Genomic DNA, 19,618 nt, shown 5'->3' on the forward strand with positions numbered 1-19,618 from the left:
GATGTACGAGTTTCACGGCTGGTTCGGGATCGCCGAATCACCCGAGGAGGCCGACGCCGGAAGTCTCGAGCCCGGCATCGCCGAACTCCGGCGGCGCATCGCGGAGATCGACTGGGCGACCGGCGAAGTGGTGCTGAACGTCCACAACGGCGAGTACTTCGTGCTGGCCAACGGGCTGATGAACCGGCGCCGCGACGAGGCCGTGGAACTCGACGGCCTGCTGCGGCACATCGCCGACCGGTTCCCCGGTTCCTGGGGCCTGCTCTACGAGCGGTCCCCCGACATGGAGGAGCCGCCGGGGCAGGGCGCCTTCCGGGTCCGCGTCATGGCCAGGGGAGAGATCCGGGTCCGCCTGGACCCGTTCCTCTCGCCCGTCCGGCCGGTCATCGAGGACTGACCGGCCGGACGCCGGGCATACGCCGCAGGTTCCCGGACAAGGCTGTTCGGGGAGGGCGCCCGGCCGGGGGCCGCTCTCCGGTCAGGCGGCGAGGCCGTTGTCCCCGTGGCTCTCGGCCCTCGGTTCCGCGATGTCCAGCGCCTCCGCCCGGAGCGAACCGGCCCGGGCGCGCTTCGAACGCACGAGCCGTCCGAATTGACGCGAGCCGGCGATCGCCGACATCAGCGGTGTGAGCAGCGCGAGGGCGAGCGGCGCCAGCAGAAGGGCGACGGCCGTACCCAGCGCGAATCCGCCGATCACATCGGTCGGATAGTGCACGCCCATGTAGACCCGGCAGAAGCCCTCTGCCACGGCGAGGACGAGGGCGGCGGCCCCGAACTTGCGGTCCGCCACGAACAGCCCGGCGGCGATCGCCATCGCCATCGTCGCGTGGTCGCTGACGAACGAGTAGTCGGTCTTGCCCGCGATCAGGACCTCGAGGCCCTCGTGCGAGAGGAACGGCCTCGGCCGTTCCACGAAACCGCGGATCGGGATGTTGATCAACAACGCGATCCCGGCGGCGAGCGGCGCCCAGACCAGTCCGGCGGCCGCCGCGGCCGATTCCTCCGTGGTGCCGCGCCGGCGGACGCTCCACCAGCACCAGAGAACCACCAGCACCAGTGCGAGCATGATCCCGTACTCGCCGACGAACTCCATCGTGCGGTCGAGCCAGGTGGGCGCGTCCTTGGCGAGACCGTTGATGTCGTAGAGCAGGCCGACATCCGGGTTCACACCGTCTGCTGCGAGTCCAGCCATCTGCTGCGGCCCCTTGCCTTGTGCCTGCCGGCGCACCTGCCTGTGCGCCGCGCTGTATCAACCCCCGTGGTCAGTGCGGTGTCTGCTGCATGGTCAGTGCGACTTCCCTGCCCCAGGGAACGACGAGATCGACGGCTGCGTTCCGCTCTCCACCGAATGATCACGTCCACGTTATCGAAGAGTGACGCGTCACCGCAGTTCAGGGGCCTGCCGCAACCGTCGGTTTCCGGCCACTCGAACCTCTTCCGCTCACGCCTTCGAGCCCCCGGCCGTCCCGGGCAGGTCCGTCGGCAGGGCGCGCGCACCGTCCTCGGTGACCCGCGTCGCGCCGAAGTAGTCCGGGGTGTCGATCTTGTCGAAGCGGATCACCGCGCCGGTGTACGGAGCGTTGATCATGTACCCGCCGCCTACGTACAGCCCCACGTGCCTGATGGCGCGGGAGTTGTTCAGATCGTCGGAGAAGAAGACCAGGTCTCCCGGCAGCAACTCGTCACGCGAGGGATGCGGCCCCGCGTTGTACTGGTCGTTCGCCACACGCGGCAGCTCGATCCCCACCGTGCGGTATGCCGCCTGTGTCAGGCCGGAACAGTCGAAACGTCCACCCTGCTCGGGCGTTCCGTTGCCGCCCCACAGATACTTGGTGCCCAGCTTCTGCTGCGCGAAGTAGATGGCCCCTGCCGCCTGCTTCGACGGCTCGACCCGCCCGACCGGCTGGGCGAAGCTCTTCTCGAGCGTCCGGATGACCTTCACGTAGTTCTGCGTCTCGCGGTACGGGGGAACGCCGCCGTACTTGATGACCGCGTACGCTCCCGCGTTGTACGCGGCGAGCATGTTGTCGGTCGAATCACCCGGCGCCTTGCGAACATATCCAGCCAGTTCACAGTCGTACGAGGCAGCCGACGGAATCGCGTCGGCGGGGTCCCACACATCACGGTCGCCGTCGTTGTCACCGTCGATGCCGTGCGTCGCCCAGGTGCCCGGAATGAACTGCGCGATCCCCTGTGCCGCGGCGTGGCTCTGCGCCCTCGGGTTCCAGCCGCTCTCCTGGTAGAGCTGGGCGGCCAGCAGTGCGGGGTTGATGGCCGGGCAGAGGTTTCCCCACTTCTGCACCAGCGGCTGGTACTTCGCGGGGACCGCGCCCTTCGCCAGCCCCACGGCCCCGTTCTTGGCGCTCTCGCCCAGCAGCCCGGCGGAAGCGGCGTACGTCCCGACCACGAGGAGCGCGACGAAGCACAGACAGGCCCCCACCGAGGCGCCCGCGACCACCCACGCCTTACGCACCGTCAACCGCCCTTCAGCGCCCGGTAGTCCAGTCCACCCAGTTTAGGCGCAGACCCGGTCCGCGCAGGAGCCGAATCAGCCGGTGCGCCAGGCCGGTATCGGACACCGGACCGCCCGACCGGTACCTCAGGCGGAGCTGTCTCCCCCGGGCGGGTGAGACGGAATCACGCTGTCGGCAGATTCGCGACGGCCTTCGACCGGAGAGCCTTGTTCCAGGGCGGAGGGCCATTCGCAACCGCCACGAAGAGACCGGCGTCCTGGAGGAACGATGACCGCCCTGACCGCAACTTCACTGCCCGCCGAGCGGTCCCGGTGGGCCGGCTACACGGCCGCCGCCGCGGCACTGGCGTACGCGGCACCGCACTTCTGGTGGGGCCTGGGCATCGGGGCGACGTTCCCCGGCGACTTCTCCACCGCCCCGCAGGGCAGCCTGGAGGCGGCGATCGGCTACTGGGTGATGGGCGCGGTGGCCGTTTTCGGCGGAGTGCTGTCCCTGGCCCTGGTCCACCCGTGGGGACGCCGCCTCCCGGCCCGCCTGATCGCCATCCCGACGGGGATCGCCGCCGTCGGGATGACGCTGTGGGGCTTCACCTACTTCGCCATGCAGTACCTGCTCGCCGCGGAGCGAGTCGTCTCCTCGCCCGAGTTCGCCGCGAAGGACGCCCATCCGCAGAGCGCCTGGGGACTCTTCTGGTACGCCCTCTTCCTCGTCTGGGGCATCACTCTGGCCGTCGCCTCCTGGCAGCGCCTGTCGAACCGGCGCGGGCGCGTCTGCGAAAGCTGCGGCAGCAGGGCCTGAGCCGGAGGCGAGACGCCCGGGGGCAGCGCGGGCGGCCGCAGCGGCGAGTCGGGGCCAGGTCCCCGACGGCTTCGAGCCCAGTAGCGAGTGGACGGCAGCCTCGACCCCGGCCGAGCAGCGCTGACGGCCTACCCGTACACCGGCAGTTCCCCCGTGGCCGGCGCGAGCGCCGACGGCTCCGGCCACGGGATGCCCTCGCCGTATCCGCCGCGCAGGACATACGCGTAAACGGTGCCGTCCGGCTCCGTGTGCAGAGCCCAGGTGCCGTGCCTCGGGTCGACGACCAGCAGGGCCCGTACGTGCGCTGCCGCGTACCAGTCGGCCTTGCGGCCGAACTCCCGGCCCTTCTCCTGCCGGGGAACGACCTCGACGGCGAGTTCGATGTCCTGCGTGCGCACCATGGCGGCGTCCACGGGAACGGCGACGGCCACGAGGTCCGGAACGACGAAGTCGTCGGCGTCCATCGGCATCCGGACGGACGGCGCCGCGACGACCGTGGCGTGCTGCCCGATCCCGGCGGCGAGGCACCGGACCACCGCCGCACGGGTGGCGCAGTCGGTTCGCGAGAGCACCAGGCTGCCGGCCAGGATCTCCACGCGTAAGTCCGTCACCCGCGAGAGCATGCGCGCCACCTCTCGGGGACTCCGCGGCAGGACGCGGGCGAGCAGACCACGCCCGCTCAACGCGCACCGCCGCCCAGTTCGACCCAGAGCAGCTTCCCGCCCTGCGGCAGCGCGGTTGCGCCCCACGCGTCCGCGCACTGAGCGACCAGGCACAGGCCGCGCCCACCGGTCGCCTCCGGCGCGGGGCGGCGCGGGAGCCCTTCGAAGGGCGGCGGGATGTCGGGGTGCGTGTCCCAGACGCCGAGCCGCAGCCGCCCCCGCTCGGGCGCACGCAGCCGGAGCCCGTACGGGCCGTCGGTGTGCCGGTAGGCGTTCGTGACGAGCTCGGAGGCGAGCAGTTCGGCGGCCTCGGTCAGGGTGGCGAGGTGGTGGGCGTTGAGGACCGCCCGCAGGATGTGGCGGGCGATGCCGGGAGCGCGTGGATCCTGCGGGAGTTGGAGGGCGTAGGTCCAGGGCGCGGCTACGGTGGTCATGGAAGTCTCCTCGGCGGAGGCGGCGTTGGGTACGGCGATGGTGGTTGCCCGGTGACGAGGCCGCTCCGTCGAGCGGGGTACTTCCGGGCGGGTGGCCTGTGACACACCGTAAGGTGATTCATGGAATACATTCCATGAATTCCAGCTAATCGATTCCAGTTACCCTCGTGTGGGTGACACGGTCCGGGAGAGTTGATGACCCCGAGCTCCACGCCAACTGCCCGTCGCCAGCGTCTTGGTGCGGAGCTGCGCAAGCTTCGGGAACGAGCAGGCCTCACCGCGACACAGGCCGCTGCGCTCCTGGGCGGCAACCAGGCACGGATCAGCAACATCGAGGCCGGGCGCTACGGCGTCAGCGCTGACCGGGTCCGCGCACTGACCTGTCATTACGAGTGCTCGAACGCAGACCTCGTAGAAGCCCTCGCGGCCATGACCGGTGAGCGCAGACGCGGATGGTGGGAGGAGTACCGCGAGATCCTCTCCAACGGCCTGCTCGACCTTGCCGAACTCGAGCACCACGGACGCCGCTTGCGCACGGCGCACACCTCAGGCATCCCCGGCCTCCTCCAGACGCGGGAGCACGCACTTGAGGTAATGCGCCAGGTGGTGCCCGCGCTCCCACCGCCGGACGTCGAGCACCGGCTGTCCTTCCGCATGAAGCGACAGGCCGTGCTCTTCCAGAAAGCAGTGGTCCCGTACCAGGCGGTCATCCATGAGGCTGCCCTGCGGATGCGCTTCGGCGGCCGATCCGTGGCCCGCGCCCAGTTGCAGCACCTCTTGAACATGGCGGAGCACGCCCACATCACGATCCGGGTTCTCCCGTTCGAGGCGGGCGCCTTCCCAGGGTCCGGCCAGCCGCTCTACTACGTCCACGGCGTGGTGCCGCAGCTCGACACCGTCCAACTGGACCAAGCCCACGGGGTCGTCCTACTGGACGCGGAGGCGCAGCTCGACAAGTACCGGCAGGTCTTCACCCGGCTGGAGAGCCTTGCGTTGGACGAATCCGCGTCCATGGACTTCATCCACACCCTCGCCAAGAACCTGTGAGAGGAACTGATATGCCTGTAGACACCTGGCAGAAGTCGTCGTACTGCGGCGAAGGCGAATCCTGCGTACACGTCACCGCCGAAAGCAACGCGGTCAAACTCACCGAAAGCAGCGATCCGGACGGGGCGATACTCCACACCACCCCCGCCGCCTTCGCGTCTCTGACGCACTCGCTCAAGGCCGGCGGCGCGAGCCCGCTGATAGACGTCACTCACACACCCGACGGCCTCGTCCGCATCGGCGGAGTCGTCACGACGACACACGAGAAGTGGGACGCGTTCGTGCTCGGCGTGCGCGCCGGCGAGTTCGACCGCTTCAACCGCTGAGGCCTGGTCGGCGAGGTGGCTCCGGTCGAGCTGCCCGGACCCAGCCCTCGTCGAGGTGGACCGTCCAGGTGTCTCCCACTGCCCGGCGCAGTTCGACCAGGGCCGCGACGTCCGCGATGACCGTGGGCACCTCGGACAGCCGCAACGGGGAGTCCGGGACACCGTCACGGGTGTAGGTGGGCAACTCGCCGTTGCAGCTGAACGCGTGGAGCAGCGGCGGACCGCCGTTGAACCATGCGGGGAGGTTTTCCTCCGCCCACGCCGCTGCGGCGTCCACGCGATCCACCTGCGTCAGCAGGTATTCCGGGGCGGGCCCGCCGCTGAACTGCACGAGGAAGCCCTGGGCATCGACCGCCCACCAGTCCCACATGAACCCAGGCCGGGGGTGCCGAAGGATCGTCGCCATGCCGCCACCGTATCCAGGACCAGGAACTACGGCTTGCGGCCCACTCCGCCGTACATCGCGACCTCGGCAGGGCCCTGTGGACCGGCGCCGTCCGGACGCCAGAGGTTGCACGAAACGACGCCGGGCTGCAGGAGCTCCAGACCGTCGAAGTAGCCCTCCACCTGTTCCGGCGTGCGCTGCTTGAGTCGCGGCGTTCCGTGCTCGTTCCAGAAGGCGACCGCCTCGTCCACGTCAGGCATCGCGGGGCTGGTGATCGTGTGGGACAGGGCGAGGTGGCTCCCGGACGGCAGCGCGTCCATGATCCGCCGCACCACGCCGTACGACTCCTCGTCGTCCTCGACGAAGATGACGACTCCCAGCAGCATGAGGGCCACCGGCTCGGTGAAGTCGAGCGTCTTGGCCGCCTGCTCCAGGATCGTGTCGACATCCCGCAGGTCGGCGTCGAGATAGTCGGTGCGGCCCTCCTCCGTCCCGGTCAGCAGAGCACGGGCGTGGACGAGGACGAGCGGGTCGTTGTCGACATAGACGATCCGCGCGTCGGGCGTGACGCTCTGTGCGACCTGGTGGGTGTTGTCGGCGCTCGGGAGGCCCGTACCGATGTCCAGGAACTGCCGGATTCCGGCCTCCCCGGCGAGGTACCGCACGGCTCGTCCGAGAAACTTCCGGTCGGCGAGTGCGTAGTCACCGATACCGGGATGAAGCGTACGGATCTCGTCACCCACCTCCCGGTCGACGGGGTAGTTGTCCTTACCGCCCGTCCAGTAGTTCCATATTCGCGCCGTATGCGGACGCGTGGTGTCTATGTGGGCGGGTCTGGGCGCGTTGTCGGTCACGGGCCGAAGCGTAGGCAACTCAGCCTGGGAGCAACAGGGTTCGGGAGCAGTCGGGTCCGGATCGAACCCCCGTGCAAGTGGTCTGGACCAGCGGCCGCTACTCTGTGTCACACAGCCCAGAAGGCTGCGATCAATTCCCCTCCGGCGACCACGGCAGGGGCCGGTAACACAGCACCACAGGAGCAACACGTGAAGAACGCTGCGAGCGTGTCTGACGCACCCGCCACGGATGACGCGCGCAACGGGGGAAAGAGAGGGCGCCGCAACGGCGACTCCGGCGGAATGCTGGCCACGGCGACCTTCGTCATACTGCTCGCCGTCGCCCTGGGCCTCCTGGGCTACATGGTGGTCAGCGGCTGACCTGAAGGTCCGGGCCACTCGGACCAACGGTCGATCCGGCGACAGGGCGGGTCGTGCGCGCGGCGCACGGCCCGCCCTTTCCGCTCCCCGGCGCCGGGGCCCGTGTCGGCGTGATGCCGAAATCACGCAAAGGACCCCAAAGGTGGAACAACGACAGTCGTTGCCCGAAGTCACTCTCCGTGATACACAGAGTTACCATGCGCACACTCGCACCGCACATGGCCGCGCCGCCGCAGGTCAGGGCGGCCGGCTCGGTCATACGTGCGGAGATCGGGTAAAGAGACCCTCCAAGTCGGCATACGCGGGCGGTTTCATCAGCGAAGATAGAACCAAAGCCTGTGCCGAGGGGCGTGGGCGGCCAACAACCCAAATGGGGCGGTGAGTTACATGATCCTGGCAGCCGAGAAGGGCGACATCACCACCATCATCGGCGGAATCGCCCCGAACTGGGGGCCGTTCGGGACCCTGGGCAACGAGGCTCGAGTGATGATCGAGGTCGTGATGGCCATTGCCATCCTCCTCTGCCTCGGTATCGCTATCTGGGGAGCGGCCAAACAACGGATCGGCGCGACGGCACTGCGCGACACGTTCAGCGCCGAACAGGGCAAGGGCCTGATCGTCGCCGGTCTGACCGGTGTCTTCATCATCGGATCACTGGGGACCTTGTTCACCATCGTCTACGGGATGGCTGTCTAAGCACCCGTCAGTCCTCTCCGGGCAGCCGCCCGGGCCACCGTTCGAGGTTGCGTCTCCCTGATGTCGAGTCACCACACCGTGTCCGCGCGGCAAGCAGTACGTCCACCACTGGTTGAGGGGGCCTGGGCCAGATGAGCCTCGGCGACGATCACGGCTACGGCGACGAGCCGGGCGGCCGTACGAGCGACGGCTTCGGCGGCTCGGGCCAGACCCGTACCCGCCTGCCCGGCGCCACCGACGCGGACATCTACGGGGGCGCGCGCCGCCCTGCGCGCAGCGGATCCCGGTCGCTCATCTCGGTGGTGGGGGTCGTTGTGCTGCTGATCGCGGCGATCGCCTTCGCCAACCAGGGCGGCGGCGGGGCGGACAAGGAAGAGCCCGGCGCCGCGAAGGGGCCGGCGGCCCAGCCGACGGCCCCGACGGGCGTCCGCCCGGTGAAGGGCAACGCGGGCGGCATTCCCACGGGGTACGCACGGGACGAGCAGGGGGCGCAGAGCGCGGCAGCGAATTACGCGGTGGCGCTGGGTTCTGACGGCATGTTCAAACTGGACAGTCGGCATCAGATCGTGGACACCGTGTACACGGCTGAAGCAGCGGCTCGGTTGAAGGCGCCGCAGGATGCGGCGTACTCGCCCAAGTTCCTCAAGCGACTTGGCTTGGACGCAGAGGGCAATCCTCCTGTCGGGAGCACCTTCGTGTCTCGCACCATCCCGGTGGGAACCGTGATCGACAGCTTCGACGGTTCAACCGCTCGCGTATCTGTCTGGTACACGGGCCTGATCGGGATGTCAGGGCCGGATTCCACAGATCCCGTCAGCACGGCGTGGAAGACGTGGACGTTCGACCTGCGCTGGGCGGACAACGACTGGAAGATCACCGCCGACACGCAGAAGGACGGTCCAGCCCCCGTTCCGGGAGATGTCGCGGTTTCGAACGCAGACGAGATCAGCAAGGCAGTCGAGGAGTTCGGAGGCTTCACCTATGCCAGGTAGTCCTCGCCATGCCCGTACCGTCATGACGGCGCTCGTCTCGCTGCAGACGGTCGCCTTCTTGTTCGCTGCACGGGCCACAGCCGAGCCTTCCCCAACTCCGAGCGGGAGCAACGACCCGTGTGACTTGTTGATCGGCCCGGCTAAGGAGTACTGCGAGAACGGCGAAGCCCCCGCCAACCCCGGTCGGTCCTCCATCGACGACCCCACCACCGCGCTCGACCCTCTCTCCGCGCTCGCCAAGGGCTGCGCCGACGCCGCCGTCTGGACGATCGGGAAATTGTCCAGTGCCGTCGAGTCGACGGCCACCGTGGACTTCACGAACCTCACCTTCCTCGCCCAGTACGCCATCGTCTTCGCCGCCGCCTCGATCCTCACGATCATCCTGTGGCTCCTGGCCGTCGCCAAGCGGGCCATGCGTGGCGTGCCGTTCATGACCGCGGTCTCCGAGGCGATCGGGTTCCTCTGGCTGAGCGTGCTCGCCTCGGCCTTCACGCCCCTGATCCTCTTCACACTCGTCTCCGTCACGGACAGCGTCACCGAAGTCATCGCCGGCGGCACCGCCAAACAGACGGACATGTTCTTCGGGAACTTCTCCAAGGCGCTGGCGAAGGGCGACGAGATCGGCGGCGGGCCGATCATGCTGATCGTCGTCTCGCTGGTCACGATCCTCGCCGCCGGCGTGCTCTACCTGGAGCTGTTCATCCGGGCCGTACTGCTCTACGTCGGCGCGCTGCTCGGCGTCGTCGTGTATGCCGGGCTCGTCGACAAGAACATGTGGGGGCACGTCCGCCGCTGGGCCGGGATCATGATCGCGATCATCCTCGTCAAGCCGGTGATCGTGATCGTGCTGGGCCTCGCGGGCGCGCTCTCCGCCGACGACGGGCCCGACTCGTTCTCCGCCGTCGTCTCCGGTCTCGCGATCATCCTGCTGGCCATCTTCGCCTCCGCGATGATCTACCGCTTCGTCCCCGGTTTCGGCGACGAGATCGCGGCGTCCCGCAACAACCGCATCCAGAACGGTGCCGAGAGCAAGGCGGCCGCCGTGATCAGCTCTCCCGCGGCGCTCGTGTCCCAGGGCATCAAGACCCACAGCACCCGCGGCAACCAGAACACCGGCGACGGCGGCGGCAACACCCCCCGCCCCGCCAACCCCGCCTCCGGCGGCATGGCCGCCCACGGCAGCCGTTCGCCCCAGTCCCCGGCGGGCGCCGCCCCCGCGCCCCGTAACAGTCCGACCAGCGGTACCCCGCACGGCAATCGCAACAGCTCAGGAGGTGGCCGGCGTTGACGACCCAGTCCCATCCGATCACGCCCCGCCGCACGTACCTCATCGGCCGGGCACGCCCGAACGCGGTCATCGGCAAGAACCGCGAGACCGGCGAGATCGCGCTGATCATCGCCGGCGCGTTCCTCGGCATGATGAGCGGGCTGCTGGTTCCCGTCCTGACGCTGCGGATCGTGCTGCTGACGGGCTTCCCGATGCTGGCGCTCGCCGCCGTGTACGTGCCCTACAAACAGCGCACCTTCTACAAGTGGTTCGAGATCAACCGCAGCTACAAGCGGTCCCTGCGCAGTGGCGGCACCCTGTACCGTTCGGGCGCCGTCGAGGCGGGCACCCGGCTCGACGGCCGGGAGGTCGAGGTCGGGCCGCCACCCGGCATCGGCCGGATCAGCTGGCTCGCCGCGCCGTTCGGCCCGGACGAGATCGCCGTCCTGCTGCATGCAGACCGCCGTACCGTCACCGCCGCGATCGAGATCGAGGGGCCGGGCGTCGGGCTGCGGGACAGCGAGGACCAGGAGGCGCTCGTCGACCGGTTCGGCACGCTGCTCAAGCATGTGGCCAACGGCGACGGCTTCGTGACCAGGCTTCAGATCCTCGCCCGTACGCTCCCCGCCGACCCGGACGCGCACGCCAAGGACGTCGCCCAGCGCGGCAACGCGGCCGCGCCCGGATGGCTTCAGCAGTCGTACGAGCAGCTGCAGTCGATGGTGTCGACGTCCAGCGAGCAGCACCGCGCCTACCTCGTCGCCTGCATGCACTACTCCCGCGACCTGGCCGCCGAGGCGCACACCATGGCCCGCGCCGCCCGTCACGCCTCCGGCGCGAAGCGGCTCGACAAGGACGCCGGTCTCGCCGTCGTCATGGCGCGTGAACTCACCGACATCTGCGCCCGCCTCGCGGAGGCCGACATCCGGGTGCGACAGCCTCTCGGCCAGTCCCGGCTCGCGTCGCTCGTGCACTCCATGTACGACCCCGACCACCCCATCGACCACATCCAGGCGATGACGAAGCGGAACGCCTGGCCGGCCGAACTGGACGCCGTCGAGCCCACCTACCTCCAGGCGAAGACCCGGGAGTCCTCCACCCGCGCGCCCTGGTGCCACTCCACCGCCTGGGTGAAGGAGTGGCCGATGACTCCCGTGGGCGTCAACTTCCTCGCACCGCTGCTGGTCCACACACCGGACGTGATCCGTACGGTCGCGGTCACCATGGACCTCGAGCCCACCGAGGTCGCCATCGAGCGAATGCTCACCGAGAAGACGAACGACGAGGCGGACGCCAGCCGTGCCGCCAAGATGAACCGGACGATCGACCCGCGCGACATCGCCGCGCACGGTCGGCTCGACCAGCGGGGTGAAGATCTCGCGAGCGGTGCGGCGGGAGTCAACCTCGTCGGGTACATCACTGTGTCGTCGCGTTCCCCCGAAGCCCTGGCCAGGGACAAGCGCACGATCAGGGCCTCCGCCGGCAAGTCGTACCTGAAGCTGGAGTGGTGCGACCGCGAGCACCACAGGGCCTTTGTGAACACCCTGCCGTTCGCGACCGGCATCCGCCGATAGGGGCCCGTGTGATGCGAGATCCGCTGTCCGTCCTCACGGATGCCTTCACCTCCTTCCTCTTCGGGAAGGTGGAGACCACCCGTCTGCCCGTCCGTACGTCCACCGGCCAGGCACAGGCGGTCTACCTGCCGACCGCCGCACCCGGCCTCGGCGACTCGGGCGTGATCATCGGCCGCGAGGTCTACAGCGGCAAGGGCTACATCTACGACCCGTTCCAGCTGTACGGGCAGCAGCTCCCCGCCCCGCACTGGCTGGTCCTCGGCGAGTCCGGCAACGGCAAGTCGGCCCTCGAGAAGACCTACGTACTGCGGCAGTTGCGGTTCCGCGACCGCCAGGTGGTGGTGCTCGACGCGCAGGGAGAGGACGGCGTCGGCGAGTGGAACCTCGTCGCACAGGAACTGGGCATCACGCCCATCCGGCTCGACCCGATGACCGCGCTCGACGGCGGCATCCGCCTCAACCCGCTCGACCCGTCGATCACCACGACCGGGCAGCTGGCGCTGCTCCGCACGATCATCGAGGTCGCGATGGGACACGGCCTCGACGAGCGGGCCGGCTTCGCGCTCAAGGTGGCACACGCCTACGTCAACACGAGCATCACCGACCGGCAGCCGGTCCTCACCGACATCGTCGAACAGCTGCGGCACCCGGAGGCCGCGTCCGCGGAAGCGATGAACGTCGACATAGACGACGTACGGGCCTGGGGACTCGACGTGGCGCTGGTCCTGGACCGGCTCGTGGACGGCGACCTGCGCGGCATGTTCGACGGGCCGACGACCGTCGGCATCGACCTCGACGCGCCGCTGATCGTCTTCGACCTGTCGCACATCGACCGGAACTCCATCGCCATGCCCATCCTGATGGCCATTGTCGGCGTCTGGCTGGAGCACACCTGGATCCGCCCGGACCGCAAGAAGCGCATCTTCCTGGTGGAGGAGGCGTGGCACATCATCAACAGCCCCTTCGTCGCACAGCTCTTCCAGCGGCTGCTCAAGTTCGGCCGGCGGCTGGGTCTGTCGTTCGTCGCGGTGGTCCACCACCTCAGCGACGTGGTGGACGGGGCGGCGGCCAAGGAGGCGGCGGCGATCCTCAAGATGGCGTCGACCCGGACGATCTACGCGCAGAAGGCCGACGAAGCACGGGCCACCGGCCGGGTGCTGGGGCTGCCGCGCTGGGCCGTGGAGATCATCCCCACGCTCACTCCCGGTATCGCCGTGTGGGACGTCAACGGCAACGTCCAGGTGGTCAAGCACCTGGTGACCGAGGCGGAGAGGCCACTCGTCTTCACCGACCGGGCCATGACGGAGGCGTCGGCGCCCGCGGTGCCGGAGCACGTACAGGCCGCGGAATGGGAGGCGGAGCAACGCGCGCGGCTCATCGAGCAGCAAATGGGCGAGTCGTCAGAGTCGACGGTGGCGTGACATGTACGAGGGCCGTCAGGACCAGGGCCGAGGCGAGCGACAGGGCGGGCGCCAAGGGGGAGTCCCCGACGGTCTGCTGGTGGGGCTGCTCGGCCTCCTCCTCTGCCTGACACTGCTCGTGTGGTCCTCGGCGGGTCTCGCCGGCCTGTTCTCGCACGGCGCCTGGCCGACCGGTGTCACCTTCTCCAACACGCCCACGGCGATGCGCGCACTGGCGTCCGCCCCGCAGGACCTGTCCGGTGCCTGGCCCGCCACCCCGCCCGCCGAACTCTCCGGGTACGGGTTGTTCTGGGGCCTGCTCATCGGCCAGTTGATGGTGCTGATCGTGCTGACGGTCTTCACGCTCGGCACGGTGGCCCGCTGGCGCGCGGTCCGGGCCGCCGCGCGCGAGGGCGGCCGGCCGCGAGGACGGACCGAGCAGTGGCACAAGCCCGCACCGGTGCGGGAGGACGAGCAGGACCCGGATCCGGAGCCCGAGTCCGAGCCGGTCGAGCAACCCGTGAGGGAACAGCCCGTACGCGAAAGGCCCACGCGTGCACAGCCCGCCGTCCAACGGACCGGCCAGGCTGTGGGAACGGCCCCCGAGGCACCTGTGCCCACCCCCGCCACGGCCGTGTCCGAGGAGCCGGCCGGCGCGATCGCGAGTGCCGCCCCGGTCACGACCGTCACCGTCCCGACCCCTCGCACCCGGCTGCCCCGCGTGCTGTACGGCGATCCCGCCGCCCGGCGCCCCGACACCGTGCAGGCCGTCCTCGACGCCGAAGGGCCCGCCCTCGTCGTCACGTCCGACCCCACCGTGTGGGCGGAGACGAAGGACACCCGCGCCAAGCTCGGCCCCGTGCTCGTCTACGACCCCGGGCACCTGTGCGACACCCCTGCCCGGCTGCACTGGTCGCCCACGGCCCGCTGCGAGGACGACCGGACCGCCGCCGCCCGCGCGGTCGCCATGCTCGCGCCCGTACGACCCCAAGCTCTCATCGACGCCGCCATGGCGGACACCGCGGAGACGCTCCTGCGCTGCTGGCTGCACGCCGCGGCCGTCGACGGGCGCCCGTTCCGCCAGGTCCACCGCTGGGCGCAGGGCGGCAGCGCCCACGAGCCCGTACGCATCCTCCGCACCCACCCCAAGGCCACCGCCGGCCTCGCCGGTCTGCTCGAGTCGGCGCTCACGGCGCATCCCGAACGGCGCGAGGTCGCGCAGCAGTTGACCATCCGGGCGCTCTCGGCGCTCTCCACGGTCCACATCCGGGAGGCGTGCACACCGAATCGAACGGATTCGCTCGCACTGGAATCATTCGCGAACGAAGCGGGCACGCTTTATGTGGTGGGTGAACCGATCGAGGATCCGCGCACCCACCCCGGCGCGATGCCGTTGCTGACGGCCCTCGCCGCAGACGTGGTCGAGCACGGCCGCCGCATGGCCGCACGGTCATCCGACGGTCGGCTCGACCCACCAATGACGCTCGTTCTCGACGACCTCGCCGCCGTCGCCCCGTTCCCCCGGCTCCCCGAACTGCTGGCGACCGGCCAGGCCCAGGGGCTGCCCGCCGTCGTCCTGCTCCGCTCCGCCGAACAGGCCCGCGCCCGCTGGACGGACCCGCTCCCGACGCTCTGACCGGCGGACCCTCGTCGCTCTGACCGACGGACCCTCCCCCGTCGCTCTGACCGGCGGCCCCTCGGCTATCGCCGGATCTCGTACTCCCTGGCCGGCGGGTCCTCGGGCACCGGCGCGGTGTCGTCGCTCGGCAGGAACCCGACCTTGCGGTACAGGCCCGCGGCCCGATCGTTGTCCTCGTGGAACAGCAGCCGAACCCGGTCCACCCGCGGCTCGTCCAGCGCCCACGACCAGTCCAGGGCAGCACGGAACAACTCCACCGCGAGCCCGCTGCCGCGCGCCTGGGTCCGCACGAACACCCCCACCACATGGGTCTGGTCGACCGGCGCCGGCTTGCCGATGCGCGCGCTGCCCTTGGGCTCCACCAGCACGGTCACCGTGCCGTCCCACCCGCCGTCCGACGCCTCGGCCACGAACTGGACGACGTCCGCACCGGCGGCAGCCGACGAGGTGCGCTCCTGCCAGAAGGAGTCGGGCTGCCCGAGGGCCTGCTCGTACGACTCGTAGAAGGCTATGGGGGCGAGAGGGTCCTGGAGGGCCTCGAGCCGCAGGTCGCGGGCACGGGCCCACTCTTCGGCACGCACGCGCCGGATGATGTGTTCCATCCCCAGATACTGGCCCTGACCTGCACCCCCGGGCAACGCCGTTTCACCGTCGTACCCCGGTACTACGCCCGGCCCCCCGACTGCCGCCCCCGGTCGGACGTCCGGCGACGCCCTGCTCCGTAGCGTCGAGTGCATGACCAGGGCCCACGGCATCGAAGCCGTCGAACTCACCAAGCGCTACGGCGACAGGACCGTCGTCCAGGACCTCACCTTCAGCGTCGCTCCGGGAACCGTGACCGGTTTCCTCGGCCCCAACGGTGCCGGGAAATCCACCACCATGCGTATGCTCCTGGGCCTCGACGCCCCCACCCGCGGACGCTCCACCATCGGCGGCCGGGCCTACGCAGGCCACGCGGCGCCTCTCACCGCGGTCGGCGCGCTGCTGGAGGCCCGCTCCATCCATCCCGGACGCAGCGCACGGAACCACCTTCTCGCCCTCGCACACACCCACGGCATCCCGGCCTCCCGCGTCGACGAGGTCATCGGCCTGACCGGCCTGACCGACGTCGCCGGACGACGGGTCAAGGGCTTCAGCCTCGGCATGGGCCAGCGCCTCGGGATCGCCGCCGCGCTTCTCGGCGACCCGGCCGCGCTCATCCTCGACGAGCCCGTCAACGGCCTCGACCCGGAGGGTGTGCTGTGGATCAGAACGCTCCTCAAATCCCTGGCCGCAGAGGGCCGTACGGTGCTCGTCTCCTCCCACCTCATGAGCGAGATGGCCCTCACCGCCGACCACCTGGTCATCATCGGCCGCGGCCGGCTGCTCGCCGACACGACCGTCGAGGAGTTCGTACGCGACTCCGGCGCGGCCGCCGTGAAGGTCGTCTCCCCCGAGGCGGGCACACTGGCCACGCTGATCGGCGGGCCGGGCGTGGACGTCGAACGGGTGGGCCCCGGCGAACTGCTCGTACGCGGCACGGACAGCGGGACCGTCGGCCGCACCGCCGCCGCCCACGGCGTTCCGCTGTACGAACTCACGCCCGTCACCGCCTCGCTGGAACAGGCCTTCATGGACCTCACGCGCGACGCGGTCGAGTACCAGGCCACCACCCACCTCGAAGGAGCGGCAGCATGAGCACGAACACCCTGACCCCCAAGCGTGTGCTGCGCTCCGAATGGCACAAGCTGTGGACGCTGCGGTCGACCTGGATCACGCTCACCACCGCGTCGGCACTGACCCTCGGCATCGGGCTGCTGATGGGCGGCACCTACGAGACCGGGGGCGGGGACAGCGACGTGGACGTCGTCGTACTGACCCTCATCGGTGTCCAGTTCTCGCAGATCGCGTTCGCCGTGCTGGGCATCCTCGTCACCGCGGGCGAGTACTCGACCGGCATGATCCGCGCCTCGATGACCACGGTGCCGCGCAGGCTCCCGGTCCTGTGGTCCAAAGCCGCGGTGTTCGGCACCGTCACGCTCGCCGTCACACTCGCCACGGCTTTCGTCACCTTCCCGGCCGCGCAGCTCCTCTTCGCCGGCACCGACCAGGAGGCATCGCTCGGCGATCCGGGTGTAGTGCGTGCCCTCATGGGCACTTCGGCAGGCCTCACGCTGCTGGGACTGATCGCCCTCGGACTGGGCGCGCTCGTACGGTCTGTCCCCGGCGCGATCGGAGCGTTCATCGGCGGGGTCATGATCCTGCCCGAGGTGATCGCGATGCTCCCGTACGACGCCGTGGACGACGCCCTGCGCTACTTCCCCGCGAAGGCTCTGGAGAGTCTCATGTCCGCGCAGACCGTGCCGGGGGCCGCCTCACCCGGCGGAGCACTGATGGCGCTGACGCTCTGGGCGGCGGGAACGCTGGCGGTAGCCGCTCTGCTGCTCAAGCGCCGGGACGTCTGAGCTCTGACGCTTCCCGCCTACGATTTCCGGACAGTCCGATGCGCCATCGCTCAGATACTTCGCCGCTCCGATGCCTGACGGCTCCGACCTGCACGAGGATGTGAGCGTGCGTATGCCACAGCAGAACGACCAGCCAGAGACCGGCCCTGCACCGCAGGGCTGGTCGACGGGCGCGCAGCCGCTCACACACCGGCTGCACCGACTCACCGAGCGGATGCGGTCCTTCGACCGCCGCCGTCCCCTGCTCTGGGACCTGCACATCACAGGCACGTGGGTCTTCGCCGCGATGGTGGACGCGCTGGGCGGCTGGCGGAACGTCGCCTTCAACGACGAGGTGCCGTACCCCCTGGTCCTCCTCATGAGCCTCGGCTTCTCCGTACCCCTGCTGTGGCGACGGGCCCACCCGCTCGCCGTGCTGCTGGTGATGCTGCCGTTCTCTCTGGCCAACGCCGCGAGCGGTGCCCACCTGCAGGCTTCGTTCCTCCAGATGATCGTCGTCTACAACATCGCGCTCCGACTTCCGCTGCGCACGCTGGTGTGGTCGTTCGGCACGGTGCTCATTCCGCTCGCCGTGGGGGCCACTGCGTATCCGGTGGGCAGTTGGGACCAGCAGTTCGTGCCCATGTTCTACAGCTTCGCCCTGGTCGCGATGCTGGGCCTCGTGGTCCGGGCCCGGCAGGAGTACACGGCCTCCCTCGTGGAGCGGGCCAAGCAGCTGGAGGTGGAACGCGACCAGCAGGCGCAGCTCGCGGCAGCCGCCGAACGCACCCGCATCGCCCGGGAGATGCACGACATCATCGGTCACAACCTGTCGGTGATCACAGGTCTCGCCGACGGTGGAGCGTACGCGGCCGTGGGCTCGCCGCAGCGGGCGGCGCAGGCACTCGAGGCCATCGGCGCCACCAGTCGCCAGGCGCTGACCGAACTGCGCCGGTTGCTGGACGTACTGCGGGAGGATCCAAAGGCCCCGCCCGTCGCGGAGCTGGCCCCGCAACCGACGCTGACCGACCTGGACGGTCTGGTGGCGGGTGTGCGGGGAGCCGGGCTGCCGGTCGACCTCACGGTCGACGGCAGCCCCGGCTCGTTGTCCGCGGGGAAGCAACTGGCCGTGTACCGGGTGGTGCAGGAGGCGCTGACCAATTCCCTGAAGCACGGCGGGCCGAAGGCGACGGCCACGGTGGATGTGCGGTACGCGGGCGACGGGGTCGTCGTCACGGTCACCGACACCGACACCGACACCGACACCGACACCGACGACGGTGCCCGGGTCCGGGGCCGAGGCCGGGGCCGGGGCCGAGGCACTGACGGTGACGACCGCGGCCGGGAACCCGACGCCTCGGCCGGCACGGGCCGTGGCCTTACGGGAATGCGCGAACGAACCGCCCTGTACGGCGGCACACTTGAGGCCGGCCCGCTGCCCCGACCCGGTGGCGGCTGGCGAGTCCGTCTTCATCTCCCGAAGGAAACCGATCAGTGACGACCGTGCTCATCGTCGACGACCAACCCATGCAGCGCTTCGGCTTCCGGATGCTGTTGGAGAGCCAGGACGACATGACAGTGGTGGGCGAGGCAGGGAACGGCGCGGACGCCGTACGTGCCGCGGCCGAGCTCCATCCGGATGTCGTCCTGATGGACATCCGGATGCCCGGTCTGGACGGAGTCGAGGCGACACGGCGCATCGCTGCCTCGGGCGACCGCACCCGCGTCCTCATCGTGACGACCTTCGACCTGGACGAGTACGCCTACAACGGGCTTCGGGCCGGCGCGAGCGGATTCCTCATCAAGGACGCGATGCCGGAGGAACTCCTCTCCGGCATCCGGTCTGTGGCCGCCGGCGACGCGGTCGTGGCGCCGAGCCTGACGCGCAGGCTCCTCGACACCTATGTACAGCACCTGCCGGAGACAGGGGACGGCACATCGGGGCCGACTGCGGCGGACGAGCGCCTGGCCCGGTTGACCGAGCGGGAGACGGAGATCCTGACGGTCATCGGCCAGGGCTGGACGAACACCGAGATCGCGACACGGCTGCACCTCGCGGAGTCGACCGTGAAAACGCATGTGAGCCGCATTCTGGCGAAGACGGGCGCCAGGGACCGGGTCCAAGCCGTCATCCTGGCGTACGACACAAAACTGGTGAACCCGTCCTGAACGCAGGAAAGCCCCGCACCAGAAGGTGCGGGGCTTTCCCACAATGATTGTTCGGCGGCGTCCTACTCTCCCACAGGGTCCCCCCTGCAGTACCATCGGCGCTGAAAGGCTTAGCTTC

22 protein-coding genes are annotated in these 19,618 nt (G+C 69.7%); 15 read left to right on the top strand and 7 right to left on the bottom strand.

Features of this window, described 5'->3' with window-relative positions:
• The first annotated feature begins 1 nt into the window (after position 1).
• A complete protein-coding gene (locus tag ACFYV1_RS20265; protein ID WP_389396873.1) occupies positions 2-397 on the top strand; it encodes an Imm7 family immunity protein in 396 nt (131 codons plus the stop codon).
• An 81-nt stretch (positions 398-478) separates the two neighbouring features.
• Here the strand turns inward: ACFYV1_RS20265 and ACFYV1_RS20270 are convergent, their stop codons facing one another.
• Both ACFYV1_RS20270 and ACFYV1_RS20275 read right to left on the bottom strand, forming a co-directional pair.
• Complete coding sequence (locus tag ACFYV1_RS20270; RefSeq protein ID WP_389396874.1) at positions 479-1,192, bottom strand: phosphatase PAP2 family protein; 714 nt, start codon at positions 1,190-1,192, stop codon at positions 479-481.
• Between the two features lie 249 nt (positions 1,193-1,441).
• Positions 1,442-2,473 (bottom strand): NlpC/P60 family protein, encoded by a 1,032-nt coding sequence (locus ACFYV1_RS20275; RefSeq protein ID WP_389396875.1) that lies wholly within the window; start codon positions 2,471-2,473, stop codon positions 1,442-1,444.
• Between the two features lie 268 nt (positions 2,474-2,741).
• Here ACFYV1_RS20275 and ACFYV1_RS20280 point away from each other — a divergent pair, with 268 nt between their 5' ends.
• Positions 2,742-3,272, top strand: a complete 531-nt coding sequence (locus tag ACFYV1_RS20280) for a DUF3995 domain-containing protein (protein ID WP_389396876.1) — start codon at positions 2,742-2,744, stop codon at positions 3,270-3,272.
• 128 nt (positions 3,273-3,400) lie between these two features.
• Here ACFYV1_RS20280 and ACFYV1_RS20285 read toward each other — a convergent pair whose 3' ends face one another.
• Together ACFYV1_RS20285 and ACFYV1_RS20290 are read right to left on the bottom strand one after the other, a co-directional pair.
• On the bottom strand, positions 3,401-3,883 hold the full coding sequence (locus ACFYV1_RS20285; RefSeq protein ID WP_389396877.1) for a Uma2 family endonuclease: 483 nt from the start codon (positions 3,881-3,883) through the stop codon (positions 3,401-3,403).
• 68 nt (positions 3,884-3,951) lie between these two features.
• On the bottom strand, positions 3,952-4,368 hold the full coding sequence (locus ACFYV1_RS20290; RefSeq protein WP_389396878.1) for an ATP-binding protein: 417 nt from the start codon (positions 4,366-4,368) through the stop codon (positions 3,952-3,954).
• 195 nt (positions 4,369-4,563) lie between these two features.
• Between ACFYV1_RS20290 and ACFYV1_RS20295 the strand changes: the two genes are divergently transcribed.
• Entirely contained in the window at positions 4,564-5,415 is an 852-nt protein-coding gene (locus ACFYV1_RS20295; RefSeq protein ID WP_389396879.1) for a helix-turn-helix domain-containing protein, read from the top strand.
• 11 nt (positions 5,416-5,426) lie between these two features.
• Positions 5,427-5,741 (top strand): DUF397 domain-containing protein, encoded by a 315-nt coding sequence (locus ACFYV1_RS20300; RefSeq protein WP_389396880.1) that lies wholly within the window; start codon positions 5,427-5,429, stop codon positions 5,739-5,741.
• Here ACFYV1_RS20300 and ACFYV1_RS20305 read toward each other — a convergent pair.
• Positions 5,731-6,147 (bottom strand): hypothetical protein, encoded by a 417-nt coding sequence (locus ACFYV1_RS20305; protein ID WP_389396881.1) that lies wholly within the window; start codon positions 6,145-6,147, stop codon positions 5,731-5,733. The two genes, ACFYV1_RS20300 and ACFYV1_RS20305, sit on opposite strands and share 11 nt — an antisense overlap.
• Positions 6,148-6,173: 26 nt before the next feature.
• A complete protein-coding gene (locus tag ACFYV1_RS20310) occupies positions 6,174-6,980 on the bottom strand; it encodes an SAM-dependent methyltransferase (RefSeq protein WP_389396882.1) in 807 nt (268 codons plus the stop codon).
• A gap of 207 nt (positions 6,981-7,187) precedes the next feature.
• On the opposite strand from ACFYV1_RS20310, the gene ACFYV1_RS20315 reads away from it, so the two are divergent.
• The 7 genes from ACFYV1_RS20315 to ACFYV1_RS20345 all read left to right on the top strand — a co-directional run bounded on the left by ACFYV1_RS20315 (position 7,188) and on the right by ACFYV1_RS20345 (position 14,905).
• Positions 7,188-7,340, top strand: coding sequence for a hypothetical protein (locus ACFYV1_RS20315; RefSeq protein WP_389396883.1), 153 nt, complete (start codon positions 7,188-7,190; stop codon positions 7,338-7,340).
• A 387-nt stretch (positions 7,341-7,727) separates the two neighbouring features.
• Positions 7,728-8,036, top strand: coding sequence for a hypothetical protein (locus ACFYV1_RS20320; RefSeq protein ID WP_024493027.1), 309 nt, complete (start codon positions 7,728-7,730; stop codon positions 8,034-8,036).
• A gap of 131 nt (positions 8,037-8,167) precedes the next feature.
• On the top strand, positions 8,168-9,028 hold the full coding sequence (locus ACFYV1_RS20325; protein ID WP_389396884.1) for a hypothetical protein: 861 nt from the start codon (positions 8,168-8,170) through the stop codon (positions 9,026-9,028).
• Positions 9,018-10,316: a hypothetical protein gene (locus ACFYV1_RS20330; RefSeq protein ID WP_389396885.1), complete on the top strand. Its 1,299-nt coding sequence runs from the start codon at positions 9,018-9,020 to the stop codon at positions 10,314-10,316. The genes ACFYV1_RS20325 and ACFYV1_RS20330 overlap by 11 nt, the downstream gene beginning before the upstream one ends.
• Positions 10,313-11,869 carry an SCO6880 family protein gene (locus ACFYV1_RS20335; RefSeq protein WP_389396886.1) on the top strand — a complete coding sequence of 519 codons (1,557 nt, stop codon included), beginning with the start codon at positions 10,313-10,315 and terminating at the stop codon, positions 11,867-11,869. The genes ACFYV1_RS20330 and ACFYV1_RS20335 overlap by 4 nt, the downstream gene beginning before the upstream one ends.
• Before the next feature lie 11 nt (positions 11,870-11,880).
• On the top strand, positions 11,881-13,290 hold the full coding sequence (locus ACFYV1_RS20340) for an ATP-binding protein (RefSeq protein ID WP_389396887.1): 1,410 nt from the start codon (positions 11,881-11,883) through the stop codon (positions 13,288-13,290).
• Position 13,291: 1 nt separating this feature from the next.
• Positions 13,292-14,905 (top strand): type VI secretion protein, encoded by a 1,614-nt coding sequence (locus ACFYV1_RS20345; RefSeq protein WP_389396888.1) that lies wholly within the window; start codon positions 13,292-13,294, stop codon positions 14,903-14,905.
• 65 nt (positions 14,906-14,970) lie between these two features.
• Here the strand turns inward: ACFYV1_RS20345 and ACFYV1_RS20350 are convergent, their stop codons facing one another.
• Positions 14,971-15,510, bottom strand: coding sequence for a GNAT family N-acetyltransferase (locus tag ACFYV1_RS20350; protein ID WP_389396889.1), 540 nt, complete (start codon positions 15,508-15,510; stop codon positions 14,971-14,973).
• Positions 15,511-15,643: 133 nt separating this feature from the next.
• Between ACFYV1_RS20350 and ACFYV1_RS20355 the strand changes: the two genes are divergently transcribed.
• The 4 genes from ACFYV1_RS20355 to ACFYV1_RS20370 all read left to right on the top strand — a co-directional run bounded on the left by ACFYV1_RS20355 (position 15,644) and on the right by ACFYV1_RS20370 (position 19,500).
• Complete coding sequence (locus ACFYV1_RS20355) at positions 15,644-16,585, top strand: ATP-binding cassette domain-containing protein (RefSeq protein ID WP_389396890.1); 942 nt, start codon at positions 15,644-15,646, stop codon at positions 16,583-16,585.
• Positions 16,582-17,352 (top strand): ABC transporter permease, encoded by a 771-nt coding sequence (locus ACFYV1_RS20360; protein ID WP_389396891.1) that lies wholly within the window; start codon positions 16,582-16,584, stop codon positions 17,350-17,352. Before ACFYV1_RS20355 ends, ACFYV1_RS20360 begins: the two co-directional genes overlap by 4 nt.
• Before the next feature lie 112 nt (positions 17,353-17,464).
• The gene (locus tag ACFYV1_RS20365; RefSeq protein ID WP_389396892.1) at positions 17,465-18,829 is read left to right on the top strand and encodes a sensor histidine kinase; all 1,365 of its coding nucleotides are present in this window, start codon (positions 17,465-17,467) and stop codon (positions 18,827-18,829) included.
• The gene (locus tag ACFYV1_RS20370; protein ID WP_389396893.1) at positions 18,826-19,500 is read left to right on the top strand and encodes a response regulator; all 675 of its coding nucleotides are present in this window, start codon (positions 18,826-18,828) and stop codon (positions 19,498-19,500) included. The genes ACFYV1_RS20365 and ACFYV1_RS20370 overlap by 4 nt, the downstream gene beginning before the upstream one ends.
• Positions 19,501-19,618: the final 118 nt, after the last annotated feature.

The organism is Streptomyces sp. NPDC003023 (assembly GCF_042888225.1).
In the GTDB taxonomy this organism is placed as follows: Bacteria; Actinomycetota; Actinomycetes; order Streptomycetales; family Streptomycetaceae; genus Streptomyces.

Excerpts from the sequence above, each read along its gene's own strand:
- ACFYV1_RS20265 (WP_389396873.1), top strand. The coding sequence starts at position 2 with ATGTACGAGTTTCACGGCTGGTTCGGGATCGCCGAATCACCCGAGGAG.
- ACFYV1_RS20270 (WP_389396874.1), bottom strand. The coding sequence starts at position 1,192 with ATGGCTGGACTCGCAGCAGACGGTGTGAACCCGGATGTCGGCCTGCTC.
- ACFYV1_RS20280 (WP_389396876.1), top strand. The coding sequence starts at position 2,742 with ATGACCGCCCTGACCGCAACTTCACTGCCCGCCGAGCGGTCCCGGTGG.
- ACFYV1_RS20290 (WP_389396878.1), bottom strand. The coding sequence starts at position 4,368 with ATGACCACCGTAGCCGCGCCCTGGACCTACGCCCTCCAACTCCCGCAG.
- ACFYV1_RS20295 (WP_389396879.1), top strand. The coding sequence starts at position 4,564 with ATGACCCCGAGCTCCACGCCAACTGCCCGTCGCCAGCGTCTTGGTGCG.
- ACFYV1_RS20300 (WP_389396880.1), top strand. The coding sequence starts at position 5,427 with ATGCCTGTAGACACCTGGCAGAAGTCGTCGTACTGCGGCGAAGGCGAA.
- ACFYV1_RS20305 (WP_389396881.1), bottom strand. The coding sequence starts at position 6,147 with ATGGCGACGATCCTTCGGCACCCCCGGCCTGGGTTCATGTGGGACTGG.
- ACFYV1_RS20320 (WP_024493027.1), top strand. The coding sequence starts at position 7,728 with ATGATCCTGGCAGCCGAGAAGGGCGACATCACCACCATCATCGGCGGA.
- ACFYV1_RS20325 (WP_389396884.1), top strand. The coding sequence starts at position 8,168 with ATGAGCCTCGGCGACGATCACGGCTACGGCGACGAGCCGGGCGGCCGT.
- ACFYV1_RS20330 (WP_389396885.1), top strand. The coding sequence starts at position 9,018 with ATGCCAGGTAGTCCTCGCCATGCCCGTACCGTCATGACGGCGCTCGTC.
- ACFYV1_RS20340 (WP_389396887.1), top strand. The coding sequence starts at position 11,881 with ATGCGAGATCCGCTGTCCGTCCTCACGGATGCCTTCACCTCCTTCCTC.
- ACFYV1_RS20345 (WP_389396888.1), top strand. The coding sequence starts at position 13,292 with ATGTACGAGGGCCGTCAGGACCAGGGCCGAGGCGAGCGACAGGGCGGG.
- ACFYV1_RS20350 (WP_389396889.1), bottom strand. The coding sequence starts at position 15,510 with ATGGAACACATCATCCGGCGCGTGCGTGCCGAAGAGTGGGCCCGTGCC.
- ACFYV1_RS20355 (WP_389396890.1), top strand. The coding sequence starts at position 15,644 with ATGACCAGGGCCCACGGCATCGAAGCCGTCGAACTCACCAAGCGCTAC.
- ACFYV1_RS20360 (WP_389396891.1), top strand. The coding sequence starts at position 16,582 with ATGAGCACGAACACCCTGACCCCCAAGCGTGTGCTGCGCTCCGAATGG.
- ACFYV1_RS20365 (WP_389396892.1), top strand. The coding sequence starts at position 17,465 with ATGCCACAGCAGAACGACCAGCCAGAGACCGGCCCTGCACCGCAGGGC.